Source organism: Sorangium sp. So ce394, from assembly GCF_051474665.1.
In the GTDB taxonomy this organism is placed as follows: Bacteria; Myxococcota_A; Polyangia; order Polyangiales; family Polyangiaceae; genus Sorangium; species Sorangium cellulosum_D.
Map to the genome: position 1 here is coordinate 8,809,325 of NZ_CP150339.1, position 23,418 is coordinate 8,832,742.

General features: G+C 71.9%; 22 protein-coding genes. 7 read left to right on the top strand and 15 right to left on the bottom strand.

Features of this window, described 5'->3' with window-relative positions:
* Positions 1-243 precede the first annotated feature (243 nt).
* Positions 244-1,275, top strand: coding sequence for a hypothetical protein (locus WMF33_RS32355; RefSeq protein WP_437332243.1), 1,032 nt, complete (start codon positions 244-246; stop codon positions 1,273-1,275).
* A 91-nt stretch (positions 1,276-1,366) separates the two neighbouring features.
* Here the strand turns inward: WMF33_RS32355 and WMF33_RS32360 are convergent, their stop codons facing one another.
* The 3 genes from WMF33_RS32360 to WMF33_RS32370 all read right to left on the bottom strand — a co-directional run bounded on the left by WMF33_RS32360 (position 1,367) and on the right by WMF33_RS32370 (position 4,591).
* Positions 1,367-2,227: a hypothetical protein gene (locus tag WMF33_RS32360; RefSeq protein ID WP_437332244.1), complete on the bottom strand. Its 861-nt coding sequence runs from the start codon at positions 2,225-2,227 to the stop codon at positions 1,367-1,369.
* Between the two features lie 11 nt (positions 2,228-2,238).
* Positions 2,239-3,291 carry a hypothetical protein gene (locus tag WMF33_RS32365; protein WP_437332245.1) on the bottom strand — a complete coding sequence of 351 codons (1,053 nt, stop codon included), beginning with the start codon at positions 3,289-3,291 and terminating at the stop codon, positions 2,239-2,241.
* 247 nt (positions 3,292-3,538) lie between these two features.
* The gene (locus WMF33_RS32370) at positions 3,539-4,591 is read right to left on the bottom strand and encodes a hypothetical protein (protein WP_437332246.1); all 1,053 of its coding nucleotides are present in this window, start codon (positions 4,589-4,591) and stop codon (positions 3,539-3,541) included.
* A 649-nt stretch (positions 4,592-5,240) separates the two neighbouring features.
* Between WMF33_RS32370 and WMF33_RS32375 the strand changes: the two genes are divergently transcribed.
* Positions 5,241-5,924 (top strand): HAD family hydrolase, encoded by a 684-nt coding sequence (locus WMF33_RS32375; protein WP_437332247.1) that lies wholly within the window; start codon positions 5,241-5,243, stop codon positions 5,922-5,924.
* 116 nt (positions 5,925-6,040) lie between these two features.
* Entirely contained in the window at positions 6,041-6,796 is a 756-nt protein-coding gene (locus tag WMF33_RS32380) for a class I SAM-dependent methyltransferase (protein ID WP_437332248.1), read from the top strand.
* 102 nt (positions 6,797-6,898) lie between these two features.
* On the opposite strand, the gene WMF33_RS32385 is transcribed toward WMF33_RS32380, so the two are convergent.
* The 4 genes from WMF33_RS32385 to WMF33_RS32400 all read right to left on the bottom strand — a co-directional run bounded on the left by WMF33_RS32385 (position 6,899) and on the right by WMF33_RS32400 (position 11,468).
* Positions 6,899-8,188: a hypothetical protein gene (locus tag WMF33_RS32385; protein WP_437332249.1), complete on the bottom strand. Its 1,290-nt coding sequence runs from the start codon at positions 8,186-8,188 to the stop codon at positions 6,899-6,901.
* Positions 8,189-8,336: 148 nt separating this feature from the next.
* Positions 8,337-9,278 carry a hypothetical protein gene (locus tag WMF33_RS32390; RefSeq protein WP_437332250.1) on the bottom strand — a complete coding sequence of 314 codons (942 nt, stop codon included), beginning with the start codon at positions 9,276-9,278 and terminating at the stop codon, positions 8,337-8,339.
* A 517-nt stretch (positions 9,279-9,795) separates the two neighbouring features.
* Positions 9,796-10,857, bottom strand: coding sequence for a DNA polymerase III subunit delta (gene holA, locus WMF33_RS32395; protein ID WP_437332251.1), 1,062 nt, complete (start codon positions 10,855-10,857; stop codon positions 9,796-9,798).
* Between the two features lie 95 nt (positions 10,858-10,952).
* The gene (locus WMF33_RS32400; protein ID WP_437332252.1) at positions 10,953-11,468 is read right to left on the bottom strand and encodes a hypothetical protein; all 516 of its coding nucleotides are present in this window, start codon (positions 11,466-11,468) and stop codon (positions 10,953-10,955) included.
* Between the two features lie 150 nt (positions 11,469-11,618).
* Between WMF33_RS32400 and WMF33_RS32405 the strand changes: the two genes are divergently transcribed.
* Positions 11,619-12,956, top strand: a complete 1,338-nt coding sequence (locus WMF33_RS32405; RefSeq protein WP_437332253.1) for an SLC13 family permease — start codon at positions 11,619-11,621, stop codon at positions 12,954-12,956.
* Positions 12,957-12,989: 33 nt separating this feature from the next.
* Here WMF33_RS32405 and WMF33_RS32410 read toward each other — a convergent pair whose 3' ends face one another.
* Positions 12,990-13,151, bottom strand: coding sequence for a hypothetical protein (locus tag WMF33_RS32410; RefSeq protein WP_437332254.1), 162 nt, complete (start codon positions 13,149-13,151; stop codon positions 12,990-12,992).
* A gap of 326 nt (positions 13,152-13,477) precedes the next feature.
* On the opposite strand from WMF33_RS32410, the gene WMF33_RS32415 reads away from it, so the two are divergent.
* A complete protein-coding gene (locus tag WMF33_RS32415; protein WP_437332255.1) occupies positions 13,478-14,239 on the top strand; it encodes an SDR family oxidoreductase in 762 nt (253 codons plus the stop codon).
* Positions 14,240-14,281: 42 nt separating this feature from the next.
* Here the strand turns inward: WMF33_RS32415 and WMF33_RS32420 are convergent, their stop codons facing one another.
* A complete protein-coding gene (locus tag WMF33_RS32420; RefSeq protein WP_437332256.1) occupies positions 14,282-14,605 on the bottom strand; it encodes an ArsR/SmtB family transcription factor in 324 nt (107 codons plus the stop codon).
* Between the two features lie 208 nt (positions 14,606-14,813).
* Here WMF33_RS32420 and WMF33_RS32425 point away from each other — a divergent pair, with 208 nt between their 5' ends.
* On the top strand, positions 14,814-15,455 hold the full coding sequence (locus WMF33_RS32425; RefSeq protein ID WP_437332257.1) for a glutathione S-transferase family protein: 642 nt from the start codon (positions 14,814-14,816) through the stop codon (positions 15,453-15,455).
* A gap of 95 nt (positions 15,456-15,550) precedes the next feature.
* On the opposite strand, the gene WMF33_RS32430 is transcribed toward WMF33_RS32425, so the two are convergent.
* From WMF33_RS32430 to WMF33_RS32440, 3 genes are all read right to left on the bottom strand, one after another.
* On the bottom strand, positions 15,551-16,333 hold the full coding sequence (locus WMF33_RS32430; protein ID WP_437332258.1) for a hypothetical protein: 783 nt from the start codon (positions 16,331-16,333) through the stop codon (positions 15,551-15,553).
* Between the two features lie 272 nt (positions 16,334-16,605).
* Positions 16,606-17,448, bottom strand: coding sequence for a CPBP family glutamic-type intramembrane protease (locus WMF33_RS32435; protein ID WP_437332259.1), 843 nt, complete (start codon positions 17,446-17,448; stop codon positions 16,606-16,608).
* A 95-nt stretch (positions 17,449-17,543) separates the two neighbouring features.
* The gene (locus tag WMF33_RS32440) at positions 17,544-18,818 is read right to left on the bottom strand and encodes an NAD(P)H-dependent flavin oxidoreductase (RefSeq protein WP_437332260.1); all 1,275 of its coding nucleotides are present in this window, start codon (positions 18,816-18,818) and stop codon (positions 17,544-17,546) included.
* A gap of 169 nt (positions 18,819-18,987) precedes the next feature.
* Between WMF33_RS32440 and WMF33_RS32445 the strand changes: the two genes are divergently transcribed.
* The gene (locus WMF33_RS32445; protein ID WP_437332261.1) at positions 18,988-19,803 is read left to right on the top strand and encodes a hypothetical protein; all 816 of its coding nucleotides are present in this window, start codon (positions 18,988-18,990) and stop codon (positions 19,801-19,803) included.
* Positions 19,804-19,911: 108 nt separating this feature from the next.
* Here the strand turns inward: WMF33_RS32445 and WMF33_RS32450 are convergent, their stop codons facing one another.
* The 3 genes from WMF33_RS32450 to WMF33_RS32460 form a co-directional block, all read right to left on the bottom strand.
* Positions 19,912-20,862: an OmpA family protein gene (locus WMF33_RS32450; RefSeq protein ID WP_437332262.1), complete on the bottom strand. Its 951-nt coding sequence runs from the start codon at positions 20,860-20,862 to the stop codon at positions 19,912-19,914.
* 17 nt (positions 20,863-20,879) lie between these two features.
* On the bottom strand, positions 20,880-21,281 hold the full coding sequence (locus WMF33_RS32455) for a DUF4398 domain-containing protein (RefSeq protein WP_437332263.1): 402 nt from the start codon (positions 21,279-21,281) through the stop codon (positions 20,880-20,882).
* Positions 21,282-21,426: 145 nt separating this feature from the next.
* A complete protein-coding gene (locus WMF33_RS32460) occupies positions 21,427-23,349 on the bottom strand; it encodes a DEAD/DEAH box helicase (RefSeq protein ID WP_437332264.1) in 1,923 nt (640 codons plus the stop codon).
* Positions 23,350-23,418 lie beyond the last annotated feature (69 nt).

Genomic DNA, 23,418 nt, shown 5'->3' on the forward strand with positions numbered 1-23,418 from the left:
GAACAACGACGAAGACGAAGAAGACGGAGACGAGGAGATAGGTGCCGCAGAGCTCGCAATGGCGGGCTCATGCACGCCGAGCAAGACATGTACCGACATGTCCGTCGACTGCCAGGACAGGGGCTGGCCTTGCACGCGCATCATCGACGGAGGTAAGACTCTCTGCGCCATCTGCCGGCGCGATTGCCAGCTCAAGAAGAGCTACACATATCGCGAGTGCTACGATTGCGGGTTTGAGTGAGCATGAACAGCCATCCGATGCTTCACGCAGGAACACACATCGTCTTCGACACGCCAACGATGGAACGCTTATCGCAATTTGGCGTCGCCAATTTGGTGCGCGCGTCCGATTGCCTGATCGTTGGACCCAGCCGCCGAGACGCCGCGGAGCATGGCCGGACGCGCAAGGCGTGGTGGAACGTCAGCGAGGATTGGGATAGGCTCTATTCGCCGGATGTCTGTTGGGAACCCCCGATCATCATATGGGTATCTGCGAGCCTTCACGAGCGTGTGAACCTCTGGAGGACCTGTAGCTGGCTGCGCCACCTTGGATTCCCGCACAACGACGTCTTTTTTCTCGACTTTGAGCCAGTCCCACTGTCGAACGCAGCGAGCCGCGAGGTGTTGACGCGTTCGTTTACCTGTTCGGAGTCAGTGTCCGATCATTCAGATGAGGTTCTCCTCGAACGCATCGGCAGCGCGTGCCCCTGGCCACGCGAGCGGCACGATCGTGCCGTTGGCCTCTGGGACAGCTATGTCGACGAGAACCCGTTGCCGCTCGTTGAAAGCTGCATCCATGGGGTTGACGGGTTTCCGGAGCTCGCCTCCTTATGGGCACTTCTCTCTTGCTTCTTTCCAAGGAAGCCCTCGGATGGCTCCCTGCGTCTCAGCCGATTCGACGCGCTAGTTTTTGCCCTCCTCTCGACGGATTGGAAAACCCCGTTGGCCTTGGTCGCCCACGAATCGGAAACGCAAATGAACCTGTGGCATCTCCTTTCCTGTACGGGAGATCTGTTCCTCCCGCGCCGGCTGGAGGACTGGGCAGGGCACGATTCGAGCGCGGCCGTGGAGCGCGCTCCTGGTCCGAAGCCGCCTCGTGCTGGCTACCCGATGCTCTCGGAGGTCTACCGCCTCACCGAACGTGGGATGCAGATCCGAGACAAGGGGCTCGACCAACTCACGGATGCGCCAAGCCTGCCCATGGCCGGAACCGAGGCGTACGCAGCATCATCCCCCTGGGTGCTCCTCGAAGGCGGACGGCTCGCTCGCCCATGAAGGTTACCTGATGTGCTCGGCGGCCATTCCGTGAGACGCGTGATCTCGCACGAGGCCCTCCGCTCCCCGCTTCACCGCCGGCGAGCCCTCATTAACGGCACGGAGGGCAGTCCCCGCCGCAGTCCGCGTCTTCCTCTTCGCCGTTCCGTCGGCCGTCGCTGCACGTGCGCGGCTGGCACTCCCCGGCGAAGCAGATCCCGCTCTCGCAGTTCTCGTTGGCCCGGCACTTGTACCCGTCTGCACACGGGTAGCAATCGAAGCCACAATCCACATCGGTCTCGTTGCCGTTTTGCACGCGATCACGACATCTGTCGACCGAGCACGTGCCGTCCGGCCCGCACACGCCCGTGAGGCAGTCGTACTTGCTCTTGCACGGCTGCGTTATCCTGCACGGATCGCAGTGCCCCCCGCAGTCCATGTACGTCTCCCCGAAATCAGGGTCGAGCATGCCGTTCTTGCACTCGACAGGAATACAGTTCCCGAGGAGCGAGCAGAACAGCTCCGGGTCCTCACAGTCGGCGTCGTACAGACATGTAACCTCCTGTCCGCTGCCATTGCAGAAGCCGGAGCCAGAGGGTGCCGGGGAAGGTTCTACAAACTTGTTGGCGGGACCTGTCGGCTCGCAGACGTCCTCGGTGCACGGGTTGCCGTCGTCCCACACGTCCTCCGGGTCACGCTCGGCGACACGTTGCCCCTCATGGCAGCGCGTGATCTCACAGTCGCCTCGGTACTGGCTCCTCGATGTCTGGAACAGCTCGAGCTCGCAGGTCCCCTCGATGCAGGCGATCTCCCCGCACCTCGGGTCCACGTTATAAGGCAACTCGCAGTCCGCCGTGGTTCTGCACTCCGGCGGCGGCGTGTACGGGGGTGGCGGAGGGTCCGAGCAAGCGAGCCAGGACGACGCGACGATGAGCGCCGCGAGCGCCGCGGCGAGACTTCTCAATAGCTTCATGATCCCTCGTGTCAGGTGTCTGGCCCGTCGATGTACAGCGGGCACGAGACGCAGGGGCCGCCGCAATCGAGGCCGGTCTCGTCGCCGTTCATCACTCCGTCGCTACAGCTCGCCTCGCGGCACAGGCCGTCCGAGCACACGCCGCTCTGGCACGACCCGTGCGAGCTACACCTCTTTCCCGGATCACACGCCGGGCAAGATGGAGCTCCACAATCCACGTCCGTCTCCGATCCGTTGAGCACACCGTCGCCGCAGCGCGCGTGAGCGCACGTCCCGTCGTCCTCGCAGATTTGCTCGACGCAGTCGTCGTCGCTGTCGCACGGCTGCCCGGATGCGCACGGATCGCACGGACCGCCGCAGTCGAGCGCGGTCTCTCCCGAGGACACATCCAGGATGCCGTTCTCGCACCACTCGTGGACGCACCTGCCGGCCCCGGAGCACGCATAGGACGGGTTTCCGCAGTCCTCGTCTCGTAGACAACCGACCCACGTGCCGTCCTTGCAATACCCCGACGTCTCCGGCGATGGGCCGGTCGGCTGAGGCACGTGCGAGCTGGCCCCGTCGATGCAGCGATCGATCGTGCACTCGTTGCCGTCGTCGAAGACGTCGCTCCCCGAATGCTCGACCCGGATCGCCCCGACTTCGTCGCATGTGACCGATTGACAGTCGCCAGGGAGCTGGTATTCGAGTTGCTCACGCAGCGCGAGCCTGCACACGCCGGCGACGCACAGCGCTTGACCGCACCTCGGGTCCACGGGCCCCGGGCAATCCCGAGACGTCTCGCAGGCCGGCGCGATGCATTCGCTGGCGGGGCGGCACGCCCGCTCGCATGGGTCGCCCTCCTCCTCCACGGCCCCAGGTTCGCAACAGCTCTCCTCCTCGGCGATGGCGCACTGGCAGCGCCCGTCGATGCACTCCGTTCCGGTCTTCTCGGGCTGGCATTCCTCCGTCGACTCGCACGAAGGTTCGTGTTCCACATCGACGTAGGCGTCACCGCTGCAGGCCGCCCAGAGGAATCCCGCGAGGAACACCGCGCAGAAGGCGCACAGCCGCCGCTTCCACATGCGCGCGACGATACCAGGCCTGCTCGCCCTCGGGATCACAGAGATCGGTGGCACGCGTCAAATCACACACGCACGACCCATTACGATGGACGTCTCCCAATTCTCCACCAAAGTGAACTGCCACGCATCAACCATGCACCATCGCATTACGACGAGCGCCCCAGAGTTCTCCACCAAAGCGAGCTGTCCCTCGGAGAACTAGAGAAAGGGGCCCCCACCAGGAGCAATCCAGCGCGAGGCCGCGCTCCTACCACCCGAACGAGAGCGCCGCGCCGGGGGCGCCCCCGACGGCCCCCACGCGGACCTTCGCCTCCGGCGCGAGCAGGAACCCCGCGGCCACGGCGCCGCCGGCCGCAAGACCGGCCCCGATGAACGCGCCCACCGACAGCCCCGTGAACGTCCTCGCGCGCCCGTCGGCCTCCGCGTAGGCGTCGCACGCGGGCAGCCCCGGCCGGCAGCGGAACGCCTCCCAGCGCGCCCGGACGAAGGCGGCATCCCGATCGCCGGCCGCATCGTTGGCCTCCGCCACCGAGACGCCCCCGACGACGGCGAGCGCGACCGACGTGGCCGCGAGCCCGCCCACGGTCCACCACCGCAGCGCTGGATCGCGCGCGGCCCGAGGCGGCGCCGCGCCCAGCGCCGCGCCCGGCGGGGCGGCCGCCTTGCTCGTCGATGGAAGCGCAGGCGCCTCCGCGTCCGCGCGCCGGAGCACCAGCCACACGGTCCGCTCGCCGCCCGCGTCGACGGCGGCCGGCACCTCGACCTGCCGCCCGGCGAGCTGAGCGCCCACGCGGTGCTGGCCGGGCGCCACGTACACCGGGTGCGGGAGCGGGGAGACGCCGACCTGCCGCCCGTCCACGAGCACGGCCGCGCCCGGCTCGCTGACGCGCACCTCGATCGCCCCGACGTGCCGCCGCGCCTCCGCGAAGTTCGCCCGCGCCAGCTCGTAGCTCTCCTTGAAGCCCGGCGGCACCCAGATCTTCGGCGCCTCGGGGGTGCCGACCATCTCGAAGTAGATCGCGAGGAACTCCGCCGCCATCTGGAAGTCGCGCAGCCGGAACGACAGCATCCCCACGCGGAACGCGTCGGAGGCGCTCCTCGTGAGCCGCCACAGCGTCAGGTGGATGTCGCGCGCGTCCGCGATGCGCCCTTGATCCACGAGCCGCTTCGCCTCGTCGAGCATCTCCTGCTCCGGTCCGGTCGACGGGCGGCGCCGCGGGAGCGGCTCCGCCGCCGCCGGCGCGGCGCACGAGAGCAGCAGGAGGACCGCGGGGATCGGGCTTCGTGGCGAGCGTCGCATGGTCTTGTCTCCCGGGCACCCTCCGCGCAACCGGCGCCCCGTGCAGTTCGCGAGGTGCTCGCAGGCGCCCTGTCCCTCGACCGGCGTCGGCGACCTGCACGAGAGCCCGAACAACGCGATCTCCCGCCCTCGGCGGCCCCTCTTAGCAGAGATCGCCGCACGATTGCGCTCGAAGCGATCGACAGGCACGCAGGCGCCGCGCGAGCCACGCATTACGTCGAACGCTCTTTGATTCTCTATCTTCGTGCATCGACGCGCAGAAACAGCCTCTGTGTGTCCGGGTGACCGCCTCCCCCTGTCCGGGCGGCGCGCGACCTGTCCGGGTGACCGCCTCCCCCCTGTCCGGGCGCCGCGCGACCTGTCCGGGTGACCGCCTCCCCTGTCCGGGCGCCGCGCGACCTGTCCGGGTGACCGCCTCCCCTGTCCGGGCGCCGCGCGACCTGTCCGGGTGACCGCCTCCCCTGTCCGGGCGCCGCGCGACCTGTCCGGGTGCGGTACCCCTCTTGAGATCTCCGGACCCTGCAAGCGCCGGCACCGGAGGCGAGGCGTGCTCATCCGCGCCGTCGCGCCCTGTCGGACGGGCGTTCTGACGGCCCCCCGCCGCGCCTCCGCGCTCGCCCTCGGCCCGCGCCGCATCTACCATGGGGACATGCGCCCCACGGTCCTCCTCTGGGACATCGACGGCACCCTGCTCTCCACCGGCGGCGCAGGCCGGCGCGCCATGGAGCGCTCGTTCGACCGGTTTGCCGGCCGGCCCGACGCGTGCGAGGCGTTCTCGTTCGCCGGCATGACCGACAGGGCCATCATCCGGGCGGGGCTCGAGGCGCTCGGGCGCGAGGTCACCGAGGGCGCCATCGACGCGCTCCTCGCGATCTACGTCGAGATCCTCGCCGAGGAGATGTCGCTCGCCGGCGAGACCCGGGTCCACCACGGCGTCCTCGACGCGCTCGACGCCGCCGCCCGGCGGGCGCGGTGCGCCGTCGGCCTCGGCACGGGGAACGTCCGCGCGGGGGCGCAGGCGAAGCTCACGCGCGTCGGCATCTACGAGCGGTTCGCGTTCGGCGGCTTCGGCTGCGATCACGAGCTCCGCGACGAGCTCCTGCGCATCGGCGCGGCGCGCGGGGCCGCGCGGCTCGAGGCGCCGCTCGAGGCGTGCCGCGTCGTGGTCATCGGCGACACGCCCAAGGACATCGCGGCGGCCCGGGCGATCGGCGCGGAGTCGATCGCCGTGGCCACCGGCACCTACGCCCTCGCGGAGCTCGAAGCCTGCGCCCCGACCCACAGCTTCCGCGATCTCCGGGAGAGGGGCGTGCTCGAGGCGCTGCTCGGATAGCGCCGCTCCCCCGATCGAAAGATCCGCCGATCCGTCAACAAACGACGCCCTTCAGCGGCGGCGCCGCTCGCGCTACGCATCGAGCAGGGCCAACGAAGCGGAGGAGCGTGGGACCGATGATCGACATGGTTGGAGAGATGACCGACCGGCTGCTGGCCGATGCGGGCCTCGGCGCCGGCATGCGCGTGCTCGACGTGGGCTGCGGCGCCGGGGATGTCTCGTTCCGGATCGCGCAGCTCGTCGGCGGGCAGGGGCAGGTCGTGGGCATCGACCGCGACGCGCGCCCGCTCGCGGCGGCGCGCGACCGGGCGCGCGAGCTCGGGCTGCAGAACGTGACCTTCGCGGAGGGGGACCTCGGCGCGCCCGCGCCCGAGCACGGCCTCTTCGATGCCGTCGTGGGCAGGCGCGTCCTGATGTATCAGCCCGACGCGGCCGCGGCCGTGAAGAGCCTCTCCCGCGCCCTGCGCCCCGGCGGCTTGGTCGTCTTTCAGGAGCACGACGCCACCATGGTGCCTGCGAGCCTGACGCCGCTGCCGCTCCATGAGCGCGCGCATCAATGGATGTGGCGAACGGTGGAGCGCGAGGGCGCCGACATCCACATCGGCTTCCACCTCGCCGCCGTGCTCGAGCAGGCGGGCCTCGACGTCGTGCGCGTGCGCGCGGAGGCGATCGTGCAAACGCCGCGGGCGCACCACCGCACCGCCGCGATCATCCGAGCGATGCTGCCGCGCATCGTGCAGCAGGGCGTCGCCACCGAGGCCGAGATCGACGTCGACACGCTCGAAGAGCGCCTCGCGGACGAGCGGACGAAGGCGAACACCACGTACGTGAGCGACATGGTCTTCGGCGCCTGGGCTCGAAAGCCCGCCTAGCTACGGGCCGTGTTCACGCCACAGCCCGCGGGGCGAGCGGCAGCTCGAGCCGCGGGCCGACGGCCAGGAGGTCGAGCTCGCCCACGGCGCGCAGGGCGGCTTTCACCTGCCGGTCGAGGCAGGAACGAGCGCGAGCGCAGCGATGAACCACGTCCCTTCACCGGTAGGGTTCACGATGGGGCCCCAGAGGTCGATCCTGTCGATCGGGTCGTAGATCGCGCCCGCGACCAGCAGCGCGCCGGACGCGGTGACGGCCAAGCCGGAGATCGAGCCGATCTCATCGCGCAACGTCCGGCTCGAGATCGGGCGTCCATCCCCATCGAGCAACTCGAGGACATCGTCGGAGGTCAGCTGATTGACGGTGGAATAGGCGAGATTACCGGCGTGATCGGCGACCATCGCCTTCACGGTGTTGATCCCGAGCAGCCTCGTCCAGAGCAACTTGCCGTGGGGATCGTATTTGCTCAGCCCGAGCCCGTCCTCAGCGGCCGCCTCCATCTGCGCGACGAAGAGGTTCCCGGCGTCGTCCACGGCCAGCGTGCGCGCATACTGGATGTCGTGGGCGGAGCCAAAGCGCAAGCTCCAGCGGTGTCGCCCCTCGGGATCGTAGCGGACGAGGAACCCGTCGCTGTTGCCCGATCCCACGACCGGGCCACCGCCGAAGTCGAAAGAGCGTGGTAGGCGCCCGCCGGCGATCACGTCGCCGTCGCGGGTGACCGCGATGTCCCTCACGGTCAGCGAGCGATCGTAGGTCTTGCTCCAGACGTGGCGGCCGCGCGGGTCGAGCTTCGCCACGAGCTCGCTGGAGGCATAGTCGATCGGACCGGCCCCGAGATCGACGGGCCCCTCGGTCACGATCAGCACCACGACATCACCCGCACCGCCGACACGCACGCGGGGCACGCTGTACGCACCCGGGATGACCTTGCTCCAGACGTGGTTGCCGGCGCCGTCGAGCTTGGCCAGGAAGGCGCCTGCGGCCAGCGCGCCGCCGCCGAAATCGACACCGCTGTCCGACTTGCCGGCCAGGACGACATGGTCGCCGCCCGCCTCGATCGAGGAGAGCTCTCCTTTGGCGCTGAACTGCTTTGTCCAGAGGTGGTGCCCGCGCGCATCCATCCTGGAGAGCCAGATGTCCGACGCGCCCCGGGCGGTGAACCGCTCGCCGCCGATCACGAGGGAGCCGGCGAACGTGCCGGCCACGAGCACATCGTCCCCGCCGATCGTCGTGATCGCGAGCGTGCCCCCTCCCCTGGAGGACAGGAGCTCGCTCCAGGACAGGGTGGGGACGACGCTGGCGCGCCGTGCCGCCGCCTCGCGGGGAAGAGCGGGGAAGCTCCAGCAGAAAGCCAAGGTCGCGAGAGACAGGAGAGCTAACCTCTTCGGGTTCATCAGGACCTCCGCGCGGGCTCGGGCGTGCTCCGCAGGCGGATCATGCGGCCCCGACGCCGGTCCGGGAGCGGAGCCGACGGGCGCGACCGGCGGGCCACACGAGACGGCGACAGCAGCGCGGGCACAGGCGATCTGGAGAGGCGGTCGATCACCGATTCGGGACAGGACCGAGCTCGAGCGCAGCCAGGAACCCCGTCGGGTCACGGGTAGGGCTCACGATCCTGCCCCAGAGATCGATCGTGCCGCTGAGCCTGCCCGCCACCATCAGCACGCCGGACGCGGTGAAGGCCAGGGCGTGGATCGAGCCGCGGTCATGGTCCAATGTCCGGCTCCAGATCCTCCGACCCTCACCGTCGAGCAGCTCGATGGAATCGTAGTCTCCGCTGGTGATGTTCGTGGTGGCGTAGGCGACGTTGCCGGCGTGATCGGTCGCCATGGCGATCACCGTGTTGGCGCCGAGCGGTTTCCTCCAGAGCAGCTCGCCGCGGGGATCGTACTTGTACAGGCCGAGCGTGGGATTGCTCTCCTCCGCCTGCGCGACGAAGAGGTTCCCGGCGTCGTCCACGGCCAGGTCGCGCGCATCCTGCTTGTCGTCGGGGTCGCCAAAGCGTCGGCTCCAGCGATGGCGTCCATCGGGATCGTAGCGGACGAGGAATGCGTCGCCTCCGCCCGCCTCCTCGATCGGGCCGCCTCCGAAGTCAAAAGCGCCCCGTAGCTTCCCGCCGACGATCACGTCGCCGTCGCGGGTCACGGCGATGTCCAGCACGGTCACCCCACGACCGTACGTCTTGCTCCACACGGAGCGGCCGTGCGCGTCGAGCTTCGTCACGACCTTGCCGGAAGCGGACGCTACCGGGCCGGCCCCCACATCGATCGGGCCATGGGCCGCCAACAGCGCGATGATGTTCCCCTCGCCGTCGACGCGCACGCGGTGCACGTCGTGTGCGCCCGCGATGCCCTTGCTCCAGACGTGGTTACCGGAGCCGTCGAACATGGCGAGGAAGACGCCCGCGGCCAGCGCGCCGCCGCCGACGTCGACGCCGCTGTCCGACGCGCCCGCCAAGGCGAAATGGCGGCCGCCGACCGCCATCGAAGAGAGCCGGCCTCCGGCGCTGAGCTGCTTCGTCCAGAGGTGGTGCCCGCGCGCATCCACCCTGGAGACCCGGAACTCCGACGCGCCCCGAGCGGTGGCCCGAGCGGTGGAATGATGGCCACCGCTCGCGAGGGGGTCGGCGGACGTGCTGGCCACGAGCACATCCTCTCCGCCGATCGCCGCGACGAGCGGGCGGGAGGGTAGGAGCTCGCTCCAGGACAGGGTGGGAACGGCGCTCGCGCGCTCTGCCGCCGTCTCGCGGGGAAGCGCGAGGGAGCTCCAGCAGAGAGCCAAGATCGCGAGAGAAGGGAGAGCCAGCCTCTTCGGGTTCACCAGGACCTCCATGCGGGCTCGGGCGTGTCACGCCGTCCGCCGTCGAGTCCATGCGGCCCGCGGCGCCGAGCGGCGAGCGGCGGGATGGCGACGAGCTCGGCCCGGGGCGGTCCCGGACGGGTCGGTCGAGCTCATGGCGCGCGCCAACCCACGCGCGCCGCTCGCCGCCGCGGCCTCCCGCTCAGCGCGAGCACATCTCGATCAGCATCGTCTCCAGCACGGCCTGCGCCGGGCGGCGGCTGCTCTTCAGCGCCAGGTCGGCCTCGGCGAGCAGGCGCATCCAGCCGCCGAGCGCGCCCTTCGGGAGCTGGCGGATGGTCTGCGCCACGTCGTTCACCTTGTAGGGGGCGACGCCCGCGCGCTGGGCCGCCTCGGCCTGGCTCGCGCCCCCGGCGAGCGCCGACTCGAACTTCACCATCTGGCGCACCGACCACGACACCGCCCCGAGCAGGCGCAGCCCCCCGTCGCGCGGGTCGTACGCGTCCGCCAGCGCCGCGAGCGCGCGATCGAGCCGGCGCCGCCCGAGCGCGTCGATGAGCTCCCAGACCGTGCTCTGCCGAACGCGGATGACCACCTGCGCGATCGCGTCCTCGGTGATGGGCTGCTTCGGCCCGACGTACAGCGAGAGCCGCTCGATCGCGTCCACGACGTAGCCGAGCTCCGGCCCGGCGAGCTCGGCGAGCTGGTCGGCCACGTCGCTCGAGATCGGGTTGCCCTTCTCGCGGGCCATCGACGTGATGAAGCCGGGCAGGGCGCGGCGGTTCAAGGGCTCGCACGAGACGAGGAAGTCGCCCTTCTTCGCCGACGTGACGAGGCGGCGCTGGCCGTGGAGCTTCGCCGCCACGAGCACGAGGACCGCGCTCGGCGACGGCGCCTTGGCGTACTCGGCGAGCGCGTCGAGCGGGCTCGCCTGCTTCGACGCGCTCCGTTTACCTCCCGCACCGCCCGCGCCGCCGCGCTCGTCGTCCCCGTCGTCGCCGTCGGCGTCGTCCTTCTTCTCCCAGCGCTCGACGCCGCGGACGAGCACGAACCGGCGCGGGGCCATCATCGGGAGCATCCGCGCGGCGCCGAGGATCGACTCGACGGGCGCGTCCCCCGCGGTGAACTTGTCCTCGTTGAACCCGGCGATGCCCCCCTTGGCCGCCGCTTCCCGGATCGCGCTCACCACGCGATCGACCAGCCAGCGCTCCTCCCCCATCACGAGGTAGACCGGGCGAAGCGCGCCGCTGGCCGCTTCCTTCAAGGCTTGGTCGGGCGTCACCGCTCCGGCATCGGGCGTTCAGGCGGGTGCGTCAAGGGCGACGCGCGCGGCCCCCTGCCCCGGCGGGCCCGGCCCCGTCACGGCAGCGAGAACGGGACGTCCACGCGCACGCTCGCGCCGGGCGGCTCGACCGCCACCGGCGGGAGCGCGGTGGCCAGGCAGGCCGTCACGTCGGGGCGCGACGCCTCGCGGTCCTCGATGATGCCGCGCGCGATCTGCCGGCCCTGGGCGTCGAACGTCAGGTTGAAGACGTACTTCACCTCGCGCGGCGCCGGCCGCGCCGCGATCGCCGGCTTGTAGCAGCGCTCGACGAGCGCCGGGCGGCGCGCCTCGAGCGCCCGCGCGGCCTGCCTCGCGACCTCCTCGCGCGGCACGGCCGGCGCGCGCTGCGCCGCCGGCGCGCGCTCTCCCGGCGCGCGCTCCGCCGCCCCGGCGGGCGGCGCCGGCTCGCCCCGGTGCGAGGCGTCGCCCGCGGCGGCGCGCGGATCCGGGGCGACGGCGGCCGGGCCGTGGCGCAGGCCGAGGTAGACCGCGGCGGCGATCATGGCGCTGCCGAGGAGGATCGCGGTGGGGGTCGAGAGCTGCCTGCTCATGCCTTGGCGTTGCCACGGAGCCCGGGAGAGCGCCCCGCCCGCGCGCCGCTCCGCGGCCACCGCTGCTTAGCCGGAATGCAGGCCGGCGGCGAGCGCGGCCCGCGCCGCTCCGTTTGACACGCGCGCGCCCGGCCGCTCTGATGCCGCGCCGTGTGGTCCGTCCTGCTCGTATTCGCCGCGACGTACATCCTCATCGCCGCACGGCGCCTGTCGATCTTGCCCATCGGGCGCCCGGCCGGCGCGCTCGCGGGCGCGTGCGCCATGGTCTTCCTGAGCGCCATCGAGCCCGGCGCCGGCCTGACGCCGCACGAGGCGTTCGCGGCGGTCGAGCCGAACACCATCGGCCTGCTGCTCGGCATGATGCTGCTCTCGGCGTCGCTCGACCTGGCGGGGGTGTTCGAGCGCGCCGCCGCGTGGGTCGCGCGGCGAAACCTCTCGCCGGTCCGCCTGCTCTACCTGGTCACGCTGGGCGCCGGGCTCGCCTCCGCGGTGCTGCTGAACGACTCGGTCTGCGTGATGCTGGCGCCGCTCGTCGACCGGACCGCACGGCGCGCGGGGCTCGATCGGGTGCCGTACCTGCTCGCGCTCGCGATGGGCGCCAACGCCGGCAGCGCGCTCACGCTCGCCGGCAACCCGCAGAACATGCTCGTGGGTCACCTGTCCGGCATCTCGTACCGCGCGTACCTGCTGGAGGCCGGCCCCGCCGCGCTGATCGGGCTCGCCGTCACGGCCGTGACGCTGCACCTCCTGCTCCGGCGCCGCATCGCGGTGCAGGCCCCCGCGTCCGCGACGCCCGCCCCCGCGTCCGCGACGCCCGCCCCCGCATCCACGACGCCCGCCCCCGCGCCCGAAGCCGCGGCGCCCGCCCCCACCCCCGCATCCGCGGCGCCCGCGCCGGCGGGGGACGCCCGGCCGAGCGCCCTCGTGCCGCTCGCGTGCATCGCGGTCGTGTCGGTGCTGTTCGTGCTGGGCGCGAACCTGGCGTGGGCGGCGATCGGCGGGGCGACCGCGGCGATCCTCCTGCACCGGCGGGACGCGACCGGCCTGTTCGACCGGGTCTCGTGGACCGTGCTCGTGTTCTTCGGCGCCCTCTTCATCGTCGTGGCGGGCCTCCAGAAGACCGGCATGCCCGAGCAGGCGCTGCGCGCCGCGAGCCCCTACCTCCCCGCGGGGCCGACGATGGGCGTGCTCGGGCTGGGCATCGCGATGCTCGTCGGGTGCCAGATCGTCTCCAACGTCCCCTTCATCCTGCTCGCGGAGTCGTACATCCGCAGCCAGCCCGATCCGCACCTCGCCTGGATCGCGACCGCCGTCGTGTCCACCCTCGCCGGCAACCTCACCCTGCTCGGCTCGGTGGCGAACATCATCGTCGTGGAGACCGTGGGCGCCGAGCGCGAGATCGGCTTTCGCTCCTACGCCAGGGTCGGTGTCCCGGTGACCCTGGCCTCGACCGCCGCGGCGCTCCTCTGGCTCCTCCTCGTGCGCTGAGCCGGACCGCGGTCGTGCCGACGAAGCGCCGTGTCAATCGCAGCCCGCATGCTCCCGCGGCCGCTCGAGGCGATGCCGCACCGCAGCGCGGCCGAGTCGACGCCGCTCGCGCGGCCGGCGCCGCACGTCGAGCCAGGCATGGATCAGCGTGATCCCCACGGCCGCACAGAACACCGGCCCCATGGCGAGCATCACGAGAGGGCGCAGGGCTTGTCGCATCGTTCGTGGTTTCATGTGTCCCAGCGTACGATGCTCAGAGGTCGATCAGTAGCGCATTGCGTTGAAAAACTTCACTTCTACGGTGAGAAGATTCACATTACGACGCAGCAGCACGACAGGGTGACGGAAAAATCTTGTATTGCTGGACCCCAGTCGATACCACCTGCGGCGACCGATCCTGGCCCACTGCGCGCGGCGAGCGGCTCCGCGCGGGAGGGAGGCTCCCGGAGGCGCGCTTGCGCGGCCGATCTCCTTCGCGGCGCCGGGCGATCCGCGGTCACGCATCCCCTGGAGAGGCCTGAATGGTGCACGATCTATCGAAACGAGTAGCCCTGGTCACCGGCGCTTCCCGCGGCCTCGGGGCGGCCATCGCCCGCCGGCTCGCGGCCGCCGGGGCGCGGGTGGCGGTGAACTACTTCGCCGGCCGCGAGGGGGCGGAGCGCGTGGTCGAGGACATCCGCCGGGGCGGCGGCGAGGCCGAGGCGTTCCAGGCCGACGTGCGCGACGAGCGGGAGGTCGCCCGCCTCGTGGACGAGGTGCAGGCGCGCTTCGGCCCGATCGAGGTGCTCGTGCTGAACGCGACGGGCCCGCAGCCGCACGTGACCATCGACGAGCTGACCTGGCAGCACTGCCTCGATCAGCTCGAGTTCTTCGTGAAGAGCCCGGTCCTCCTCGCGCGGGCGGTGGTCCCCGGGATGAAGGAGCGCCGCGCGGGGCGGATCATCCAGATCGGGTCCGAGGTCTTCGAGCAGGGCGTCCCCGCGTTCTCCAACTACGTCTCGGCCAAGGGCGCGCAGCTCGGCCTCACGCGCTCGTGGGCGGTGGAGCTCGGCCCGCACGGGATCACCGTCAACCTGGTGGCGCCCGGGTGGGTCCCGGTCGAGCGCCACCTCAGCGAGGGCGCGAGCCAGGCGGCCATGGAGGGCTACGCGGCCGGCAACCCGCTCCGGCGCCTGGGCACGCCGGACGAGATCGGCGACGCCGTGGTCTTCCTCGCGTCCGACGCCGCCAGGTTCATCACGGGCCAGAAGCTCTCCGTGAACGGCGGCAGGACCCTGGCCTGACCGGCCCGGGCGGCCGGCGGCCGAGGGCCCGGAGCGCCGCCCTCAATGCCGCTTCTTGCGCTCCGCTTCCTCGACGGCCGCGGCGTGGAAGGCGCCCAGGACATCGTCCCAGAAGCCCTCGACATACGCCCGCAGCGCGCTGAGCCCCTCGCGGTCGACCTCGTAGAAGTTGTGGCGACCGCGCTTGTGGCACCGGAGCAGCCCGGCGTCCTCCAGCACGCGGAGGTGCTGCGACACCGCGGGGCGGCTCACGCTCACCGTCTTGGCGATGTCTCCCACGGAGAGCGGCTGTGCGCGCACCCGCTCGAGAATCTGCCGGCGCGTCGGATCTGCGAGTGCCGCCAGCACCGCACCGACCGGATCCATGGATCCAGCATGCGCAGGCGCAGAGGCAGCCGCAAGAACGATCTTCCGCTTGACCGGACCCCTCGAACCGGTAAGTATTGGCTTACGCGATACGGCGCGCGGGGATCGGCCGCGCGCTGGCGCGAGCCGCCGGAGGCGCGGCGAGGGGGCGCTCCATGCCTGCTCGCGCCGCGCGTCTGCGCCCCAGCCTCTCGTCAAAGGAGCCGTCATGTCGCGCATGATCGTCTATGGCACCCCTGGCTCGACCTACACCTGGAGCGCGGAGATCGCGCTGGTCGAGAAGAAGATCCCCTATGAGCTCGTCGAGGTCGCCTTCGGCGCGCACCTATTGCCGCCGCACCGGGAGCGGCATCCGTTCGCGAAGGTGCCCGTGCTCGAGCACGACGGCTTCAGGGTGTACGAGACGCAGGCGATCCTCCGGTATCTCGACCAGGTGGTCCCCTCCCCGCCGCTGCAGCCGAGCGACCCGCGCGACGCGGCGCGGATGAACCAGGCGATCGGCATCGTCGACTGGTATTTCTGGAGGGCCGCGGGCCCCGGCATCGTGGGCCAGCGGCTGTTCGCGGCGGCGCGCGGCCTCGCGCCGGACGAGGCCGTCGTGCAGGCGGCGGTCCCGGCCGTGCGGACGAGCCTCTCCGAGTTCGATCGCTTCCTCGGAGACCGGCAGTTCCTGGCGGGCGACCGGCTGACGCTGGCGGACATCATGGTCCTGCCGATCGTGCGCTATCTCCAGCTGACCCCGGAGGCGTCGCTCTTCGAGCCCCACCCGCGCCTGCGCGCGTGGTGCGAGCGCCTCCGTTCTCGCGAGAGCGTCAAAGAGACCGAGCCGCAGCTCTCGCGGCATCGCTGAGCGAGCTCCGCGCCGCCCGGGCTCATCTCGCGCTCTGCCCGGCGGCGGCCCCCGAGGGAGGCGAGGCCCGCCGGCCGCGCGAAACGTGAGCGGGTCTAAGGGGCCAGGAACACCGTCACGGCGGCCTGCTGCATCTTGCCGGAGGGATCCCTGCACTTGTCGTAAGCGCCGTCGCTGAGCTCGCTGCCGCAGACGTCATCGCACTCCCCGAGCACCTCGATGGGGGAGCAGGCCCGGATGGACGGCCCGCACACCCGCGGGATCTGCGACGCGCCGGGCGCGACGCAGGCGTAGAGCTTCTGGGGGGTCGCGAAGATGTCTCCGAAATAGGCGCCCTCGCGCTTGGTGTATCCCTCGCGCTCCTCCCTCGTGCTGGCGAGCGCCTTGTCCTTCCCCCGGATCGAGATCCGGACGGTCTCGCCGAGGTAGTTGACCCGGGAGATGACGCACGCGGACACCCAGGACTTGCAGCTCTCGCCGCACGCGCCGCCGGGCTTGCCCCACTCGGGCGCGAGGCCCGTCGAGCCCTCGAAGGCGTAGTCGGCGCCCTGGATGTTCAGGCGGATGGCCTGCCCCTTGGGGAGCGCGCAGCCGACGATGGCGGACAGCTGCTGGCGGCCCAGCGGATCCGAGAGCGCCGCCATGACAGACCCGTTGAAGGTCAGACCGTTGAACGTCAGGGCGTTGGAGGTCAGCCCGTTGAACGTCAACCCGTTGTACGTCAGCCCGTTGAACGTCAGGCCATTCCCCATGATCGCGGCCTGCTCGTCCGCATCGACCGGCTCCTCGGCCGTATCCTCCGGGAGGACGGCACAGCCAAGTTGCACGAGAGAAGCCGCGGCGGCGACGACGAGGGCGAGGAGGGGCGACTTTGTCATGGTCTTTAACAATTGCCTCTCCCCGGCGCATGTTCAAATTTTTCTTTCAATAAATAAACGGTGCTGCTGGACGGCGCTGGCTCCGTCGCGCAGGCCGCCAGCGGCGGTGAGCGGCCGAAGTGAGCGGCGCCCGTGGCCGGACGCCGGGCAGCCTCGTCACGCGGCGCGGGTGAGCGGGGTGCAGGCCTCGCCGGCGTGGGCGCCGTGCCCCCATCCCGATCGAGCCGCGCTCGGCGCAGCGCCGCCATGGAGGCGAATCGAGGCGCGCGGGGTCATAGACGACCTTGATGCCACAGGGAGAGCAGGTCCATCGACGTCGCGACGGCGACGTGGATCGCGCAGCCACCCCAGATGGAGTCGCTCTTCAGGCTCACGGTGCCGAGGATGAACCCGGCGAGCACCGAGCCGAGCGCCTCGGGCAACGGCTTGCCGAAATGGATCATCGCATAAGGCACCATCATGGCGAAGATCGAGGAATAGCCGAGCGCGCGGCGGACGCCGTGGATGAAGAAGCCGCGGTAGAAGAACTCGAGCGCGACGAACTGCGCGGCATAAAGGGCCTCCCACGCCCAGAACCACGGCCAGAGGTCCTCGCCGCGCGCGAGCTTGTAATAGGGGTACTTCGCCTGGAACGCGGGCGAGAGCGACGCGACGTAGAGGACCGGCGCCATGACCGCGAAGAAGAAGGCATAGATGGACATGTGCCGCGCCGTCCCGCGGACGCGCAGGCCGAGGGTCCGGATCGGCACGCCCAGCACGAAGCGCGCGACGAGGAGGGTCGGGAGCAGGTAACCGGTGAGGCGGCCGACCGCCCAGACGATCCGCTGGTGAAAGCGGCGGTCCGGGGAGGTGTTCAGCGCGTCGTGGAGCCGCGCCGCGGCGTCATCGAGGCCGACGGCGCGCAGGCCATCCACCATCCAGCGCGTGTCGTTCTCGTTGCCGGCGAACCGGACGAAGATGAGCACGCCGATCACGGTGAGAAACACGCTCACCATGCGGCGGGTGACCTCGCCCGCGGGAGTCTCGGCCCGGTGGAGCGCGGCCTCGGCGTCGAGCCGATCGCGCAGGTCGATGACGTACTCCTGCCAGATCCCGCGGAAAAAACGTCCGATCACGCGCCGTGCCTTATCACCGCGGGCGCCCCCGGCACAATCGAGAAGGCCTGCGCCCGAGCCCGCACGGCGCTCCGGCCGGGCCGCTCTGCTGCCCGTCAGTCGTCCAACGCACGATCGTCGGAGTCGTCATCGTCCGCGTCGCCTCCCGACGGCGCGGCGCCGAGCACGCCGGCGCCGAGCACGCCGGCCGGGCGCACGTCGAGGATGGCCTGCGCCTCGGTCATCATCTCCGCCACGATCTCGGCTGCTGGCTTGACGCTGGCGATGGACAGGACGCTCTCCGAGCCGGCGGGCATATCCATCTCCTCGAGGTCGCCCACCGTGTCCGGCGTGGGCACGAACGCGCTGAATTTCGGCATCTCGTACGGGACGTCCAGGACCCCGGGAAACAGCACGGTGGTGCCGATCGTGGCCGGCGGGGGCGGCGGATCCGGGATCCGCGGCTCTCTCCCGGCCCACTGCCGCACGACGCGGTTCCGCAGGACGCGCTGGCGCTGGCCCGGCCACTCCGGGCCGAAGAAGGTCTGTACCGCCGTGGCCCCGGCGCCCGCCGCGACGAGGCGAGCCTTGTAGTCGGGATGGGCGTAGGCCTCCGTGGAGGCCACCAGCCGCGTGCCGACGACAACGCCGTCGGCGCCGTCCCGCAGCGCCCGCACGACGCCGGCCCCGTCCGCGATCCCGCCCGCCGCGAGGAGCAGCGCCGGCTTCACGTCCCTGCGGATGGCATCGACGAGGGGCTTCGTCTTCACCGTGGCCCGCGCGTGCCCGCCGGCCTGCGACCCCTGCGCGATGATCCCGTCGGCGCCGACCGCGACGGCGTCGCGCGCGGCCGCGACCGAGCCCACCTGGACCCAGACCTTCGCGCCCGCCGCGTGGAGCGCGTCGACCCAGGCGACCTCCGGCGCGTTCCAGTGGAAGACCACGAGCCGCACCGCCTCGGCGACGCAGACATCGATGTGATCCCGCGTGACGAACGCGCCCGCGGGCCCGGTCGCGACGATGAAATCCACGCCGAACACGCCCGCCGTGAGCGCCTTGGTCGCCCGGATCCGCGCCTCGACGACGGAAGGCGGCTCGGTCGCCGACCCCAGCACGCCGATCCCACCCGCGTTCGAGACCGCCGCGACCAGCGGAGGAAGGCTGACGAACGCCATGCCGGCGCTGACGAGCGGAAACGGAACACCGTAATCCACGGTGAGCCGGGTCCGGAGCGAGAGCGCCGGCCCCGCGCGCAATCCGTCCGACAGCGCCTCGACGTCCTCCTCAGGCCCGCGCCCCGCATCGCCCAGCACGCAGCCCGGGCCCAGGGCCAGACCGAGCCCGCTCAGCCCCAGGAGATCCAGAAACGTACGTCGATCGAGCTTGTGCACCGATTCCTCCGTGTCTTTCGTCCTGCGCGTCGCCCACGCCCACCCAGAACCACCTCGGCCGACGGCCGCAGGGCCGCTCAGCGCTCCTCAAAGCAGTTGGCGACGCACCGGACGTTCCGTTTTCGGTATGTGTTTTGCATTCTTACGGGCTCTCGGAGAAAGCCAGCCCATGAAAATCGTTCAGCAGCACATTGTGCGTCATCAGGAGCAGTTCAGCGACCACCCCTTCTTCGCACGCCTCTCGACGGATCCGCCCTTCGAGCGGCTCGCGCCTTTCCCGGTCTGTCTGACGTTCTGGGTGATGACATTTCAGGACATCCTGCGCATCTGCGATGAGCGCGCGACGGATCCGGGGTACAAGCACATGGTGCACCGCCATCGCCTCGAGGACGCGGGGCACGATCGCTGGTTCCTCGGCGATCTGGCGGCGCTCGGCCTCGAGCCCCCCACCGCGGCCGAGCTGTTCGGCGAGCGTCATCGCGCCGCGCGCAACGCGAGCCTGGCGCTGCTCTCGGAGGCGCTCCGCGCGCGCCACGACGCGTGCCGGCTCACCCTGCTCCTGACGCTGGAGTCGGCGGGACACGTCTTCTTCGAGCGCGTCGCGCGCTACCTGGAGCGCATCGGCGAGCGGCGCCGCCTGCGCTACTTCTCCCAGACGCACCTCGACGTGGAGAAGGCCCACGACGTGTTCGAGGAAGACACCGACGCTCGCATCGAGGCCATCGCCCTCGACGAGGAGACGCGGACCGAGGCGCTGCAGCTGATCGACCGGTGCTACCGGGAGCTCACGGGGATGTTCGACGCGATCGAGGCGCAGATCGCGGCCGGCGCGGCGCGCCCCGCGCTCGCCCCGTCGAAGCCTCGGTCGGCGCGAGAGGCGGCGCGAGAGACGGCGCGAGGGGCGGCGCCCCGCGTCGTGAGGACGCCCGTGATGAGGCCGTTCGCGCGGCGCGCTCCCCGGGGCGACGGGGGCAGCCCCGGATGACCGGCGCCGCGCCGTCGCTCGCCGTGAGGTGATGATCGGAGAGAGGCAGGGAGGCGGGAGGTGCCGATGGATGCTCTCCCCGCCTCCCCGCGCGCCCCCCCGGCGGCGTCACTGCGCCGAGGTGGGATTGACGATGATCTCGACGCGCCGGTTGTTGGCGCGGCCCTCGGCGCTCGCGTTGTCCGCCACCGGGCGATCCGGCCCGTGGCCGACGGTCGTGATCTTGTCGGCCGGCAGACCCACGCTGACGAGGTGGGCCTTCACGGAGTCGGCGCGCGCGAGCGAGAGCTTGCGGTTCGCCTGGGCGGAGCCGGTCGAGTCGGTGTGCCCCTCGATCCGCAGCGGCGGCGACCCCTGATCCTTCAGGGTGGTCGCGACCTGGTTGAGCTTCTCCTTGGCGATCGGCAGGAGCTCGGACTTGCCCGAGGCGAAGAGCACCGCGCCGGAGAGCGTGATGACCACGCCGCGCTTCTCCTCCTTCACCGCGGCGATCTCCTTGAGGCTCGCGAGCGCCGCGTTCGCGACGCGCTCGGCCTCCCGCCGCGCCGCCTCGGCCTCCTGCCGGGCCTTCTCGGCCTCGGTCCGCGCGCTCTCGGCCTGGAGCCGCGCGCTCTCGGCCTGCGCGCGCGCCTGGCGCTCGCGCTCGATCTGCTGCTGGCCGCTCTGCAGCGCGTCCTTCGCGGTGGCGAGCTGCTGCTGCGAGAGCTCCTTGAAGTCCTCCTCGGCCGCGGCCTTGTCGCGCTGCGCCTGCTGCAGCGCCGCCGCCGCCTCGGCCTCGCGCGCCTTGCGATCGGCGATGTACGCGAGGTCCCGCGTCTGCTGGGCCTCGGGGTCCTCGTTGAACGCGCCCTCGGCGCGGGAGAGCGCCTGCTTCGCGGTGTCGAGCTGGGCGGGCGCGAGGCTCGCCGCGGAGCCCTGGGCCGCGCGCTTGTAGCTGGTGCGGGCGTCGACGAGCTCCTTCGGCGGCATCGCCGCGCTGCACCCCGTGGCCGCGACGAGCGCGGCGCACAGCGCGAGGGACCAGCCCCGCGACGACACGTTGTTCACGAAAGAAGCCATCTCCTTCACCTCTCGCTTCACTGGACCCCCGCCTCCTGCAGCTTCTCGACCTGCTTCAGCGCCTCCTGCGCCTGGGCCTGCGTGGCGCGCGCCTTGGCGATGGCCAGCGCGAGCTCGGCGTCGGCCTCGGCGCGCTCGAGGAGGCGCAGGGCGGACTCGTTCTCCTCGGCCTCGATCAGCTTCTTGGCCTTCTCGAGCTGCTCGCGGGCGAGCTTCAGGTGGAGGGTGGCCTGGGGATCGGCCTCGGCGCCCACCTCGTCGGCCGCGCGGATGGCGGCCTGAGATTCGGCGAGCTGGTCGTTCGGCGGCGGCAGGGAGCCGCCGCAACCGGCGACGGCGAGGCCGAGCAATGCAGCGAGCGCCGCAACCGGGCTCGCGAGACGGCGTAGGGCTGGCTTGTTGTTCGGGCGTCGGTTCACCCGGCCTTTGTACAACACCTGAGGTCGTCGAGAAATCAGGAAACCCCTGCACTTGCTGGCGATCGTCGCCGCAGGGCGCGAGCGCGATCGATCGCGGCGCGGCGGCGCGCGCCGCCGACGCTCGGCGAAACGCTCGGCGACGCGGCTAGTCGACGCGCATCGAGCTCGCGCGGACGATCCGGATCCGCGCGTCGCGCGCGTCGGGCTGGTTGACCGCGCGCGCGAAATCGGGCGCGGCGGGGGAGGCCACCTCGACGACCGACGCGGTGGAGCCGATCCGGATCGCGCCGATCTGACGGCTCGAGACGCCGCCGCGGCGGCACACGAGGGCGAGCAGGCGCCGGGGATCGGCGCCGTGGCGCTCCCCCCAGTTGACCTGGAAGGGCACGAACGGGAGCCGCGGGGGCTGCTCGCCGTCGCCGCGACGGGGCGCGGGGCGGCCGCGCGGCGGCGCACCGGACCAGGGCGCCTCGGCGGAACGGCCGCGCCCCGGCGCACCGGACCACGGCGCCTCGGCGGAACGGCCGCGCGACGGCGCGCCGGACCACGGCGGCGCCGCGGGGCGGCCGCGCGGCGGGGGCTCGGACCGCGGCGGCGCGACGGGGGTGACCGGCTGCGGAGCGCAGGGGCCGGTGTGCTTCGCCCGCGCGAGCAGGGCCGCGACGAGCTCGGTCGCGTCCATGTCCGCGAGCAGCCGCGCCGCGAGCTGCTGGAGCCGCGCGTCGGGCGCGGGGCAAAACGCCTCACCGGGCTCCCGTGCGCCGGGCGCGGGGACCGGCGCCTCGCCCGCCCCCTCCGCGGCCGCCTCGACGGCCGCGTCGGCCGCGCCGCCGCGGCGCGCGCCGGCGAGCTCGGCCGCGAGCCGCTCGTCGGCGGCGCGCAGCACGTCCTCGGGCGACGGGGCGGGCCGGAACGTGGCCTCGACGCGTGCGCGCCGGAGCAGCCTCAGCGCGTGCTCGCGCGCCGACGGCGTGACGAGCAGCACACTCGTCCCCTTGCGGCCCGCCCGCCCGGTGCGGCCGCTCCGGTGCGTGAAGACCTCGGGGTCGCCCGGGGGGTCGGCGTGGATGACGCGCCCGACCTCGGGCACGTCGATGCCGCGCGCGGCCACGTCGGTCGCGACGAGGGTGGTGACGGCGCCCGAGCGGAACGCGTCGAGCGTGCGCGTGCGCTCGCGCTGCTCGAGGTCGCCGCTCAGGGCCCGCGCGGGCAGGCCGAGCGCGGTGAGCTTGTCGGCGAGCTCGGCGGCGCCCTCGCGCGTGCGCACGAAGACGAGGGTGCGCTCGCCGGGCGCGAGGAGCAGCAGGTTGACGAGCGCGGCGTCGCGCTCCGCCGGCAGCACGAGGTGGGCGACGTGCGCGATGTCGACGTTGGCCGCGCCGGGGCGCGTGCCCTCGACGCTCGCCGGGTCGCGCTGGAAGCGGTCGGCGAGCGCGCGGACCTCGCGCGAGAAGGTGGCCGAGACGAGGTGGGTCCGGCGGTCCTCGGGCATCTTGCCGACGATCGCCTCGAGATCCTCGCGGAAGCCGAGATCGAGCATCTGGTCCGCCTCGTCGAGCACGAGGTCGAGGACGCCGCGCGGATCGAGGGTTCCGCGCTCGAGGTGGTCGAGCAGGCGCCCGGGCGTGCCGGCGATGACGAGCGGGCCGCGGCGCAGCGCGCGCGCCTCGTCGCCGAAGCTGGTGCCGCCGGTGACGCACGCGACGCGCGCGCCGAGGGGCGACAGGAGCCAGCCGAGCTCGCCGGCGATCTGCGCGGCGAGCTCGCGCGTCGGGGCGATGATCACCGCGGCCGGGGCCGCCGCGATCCGGGGAGCGGCGTCGGGCGCGGCCGCGGCGTCGGGCGCGGCCGCGCGCCCGGCGAGGGCGCGCTCGAGGCGGGGGGCGAGCGCGAGGCCGATGGCCACGGTCTTCCCGGAGCCGGTCTGCGACGAGATGCGGAGATCGCGCCCGGCGAGCTCGGGCGCGAGGACGGCGTGTTGAACAGGGGTGAGGGAGGTGAAGCCGCGGCGGGCGAGCGCGCCCGCGAGCGGCGCGGGCAAGGCGTCGTGCAATGAGTCTGGATTCATGAAAGCCGCGCAACCTAGCAGAACCTGGACGGTTGTCGCGGCCAATCGCCCGGCGGGGCGCCGGGGGGC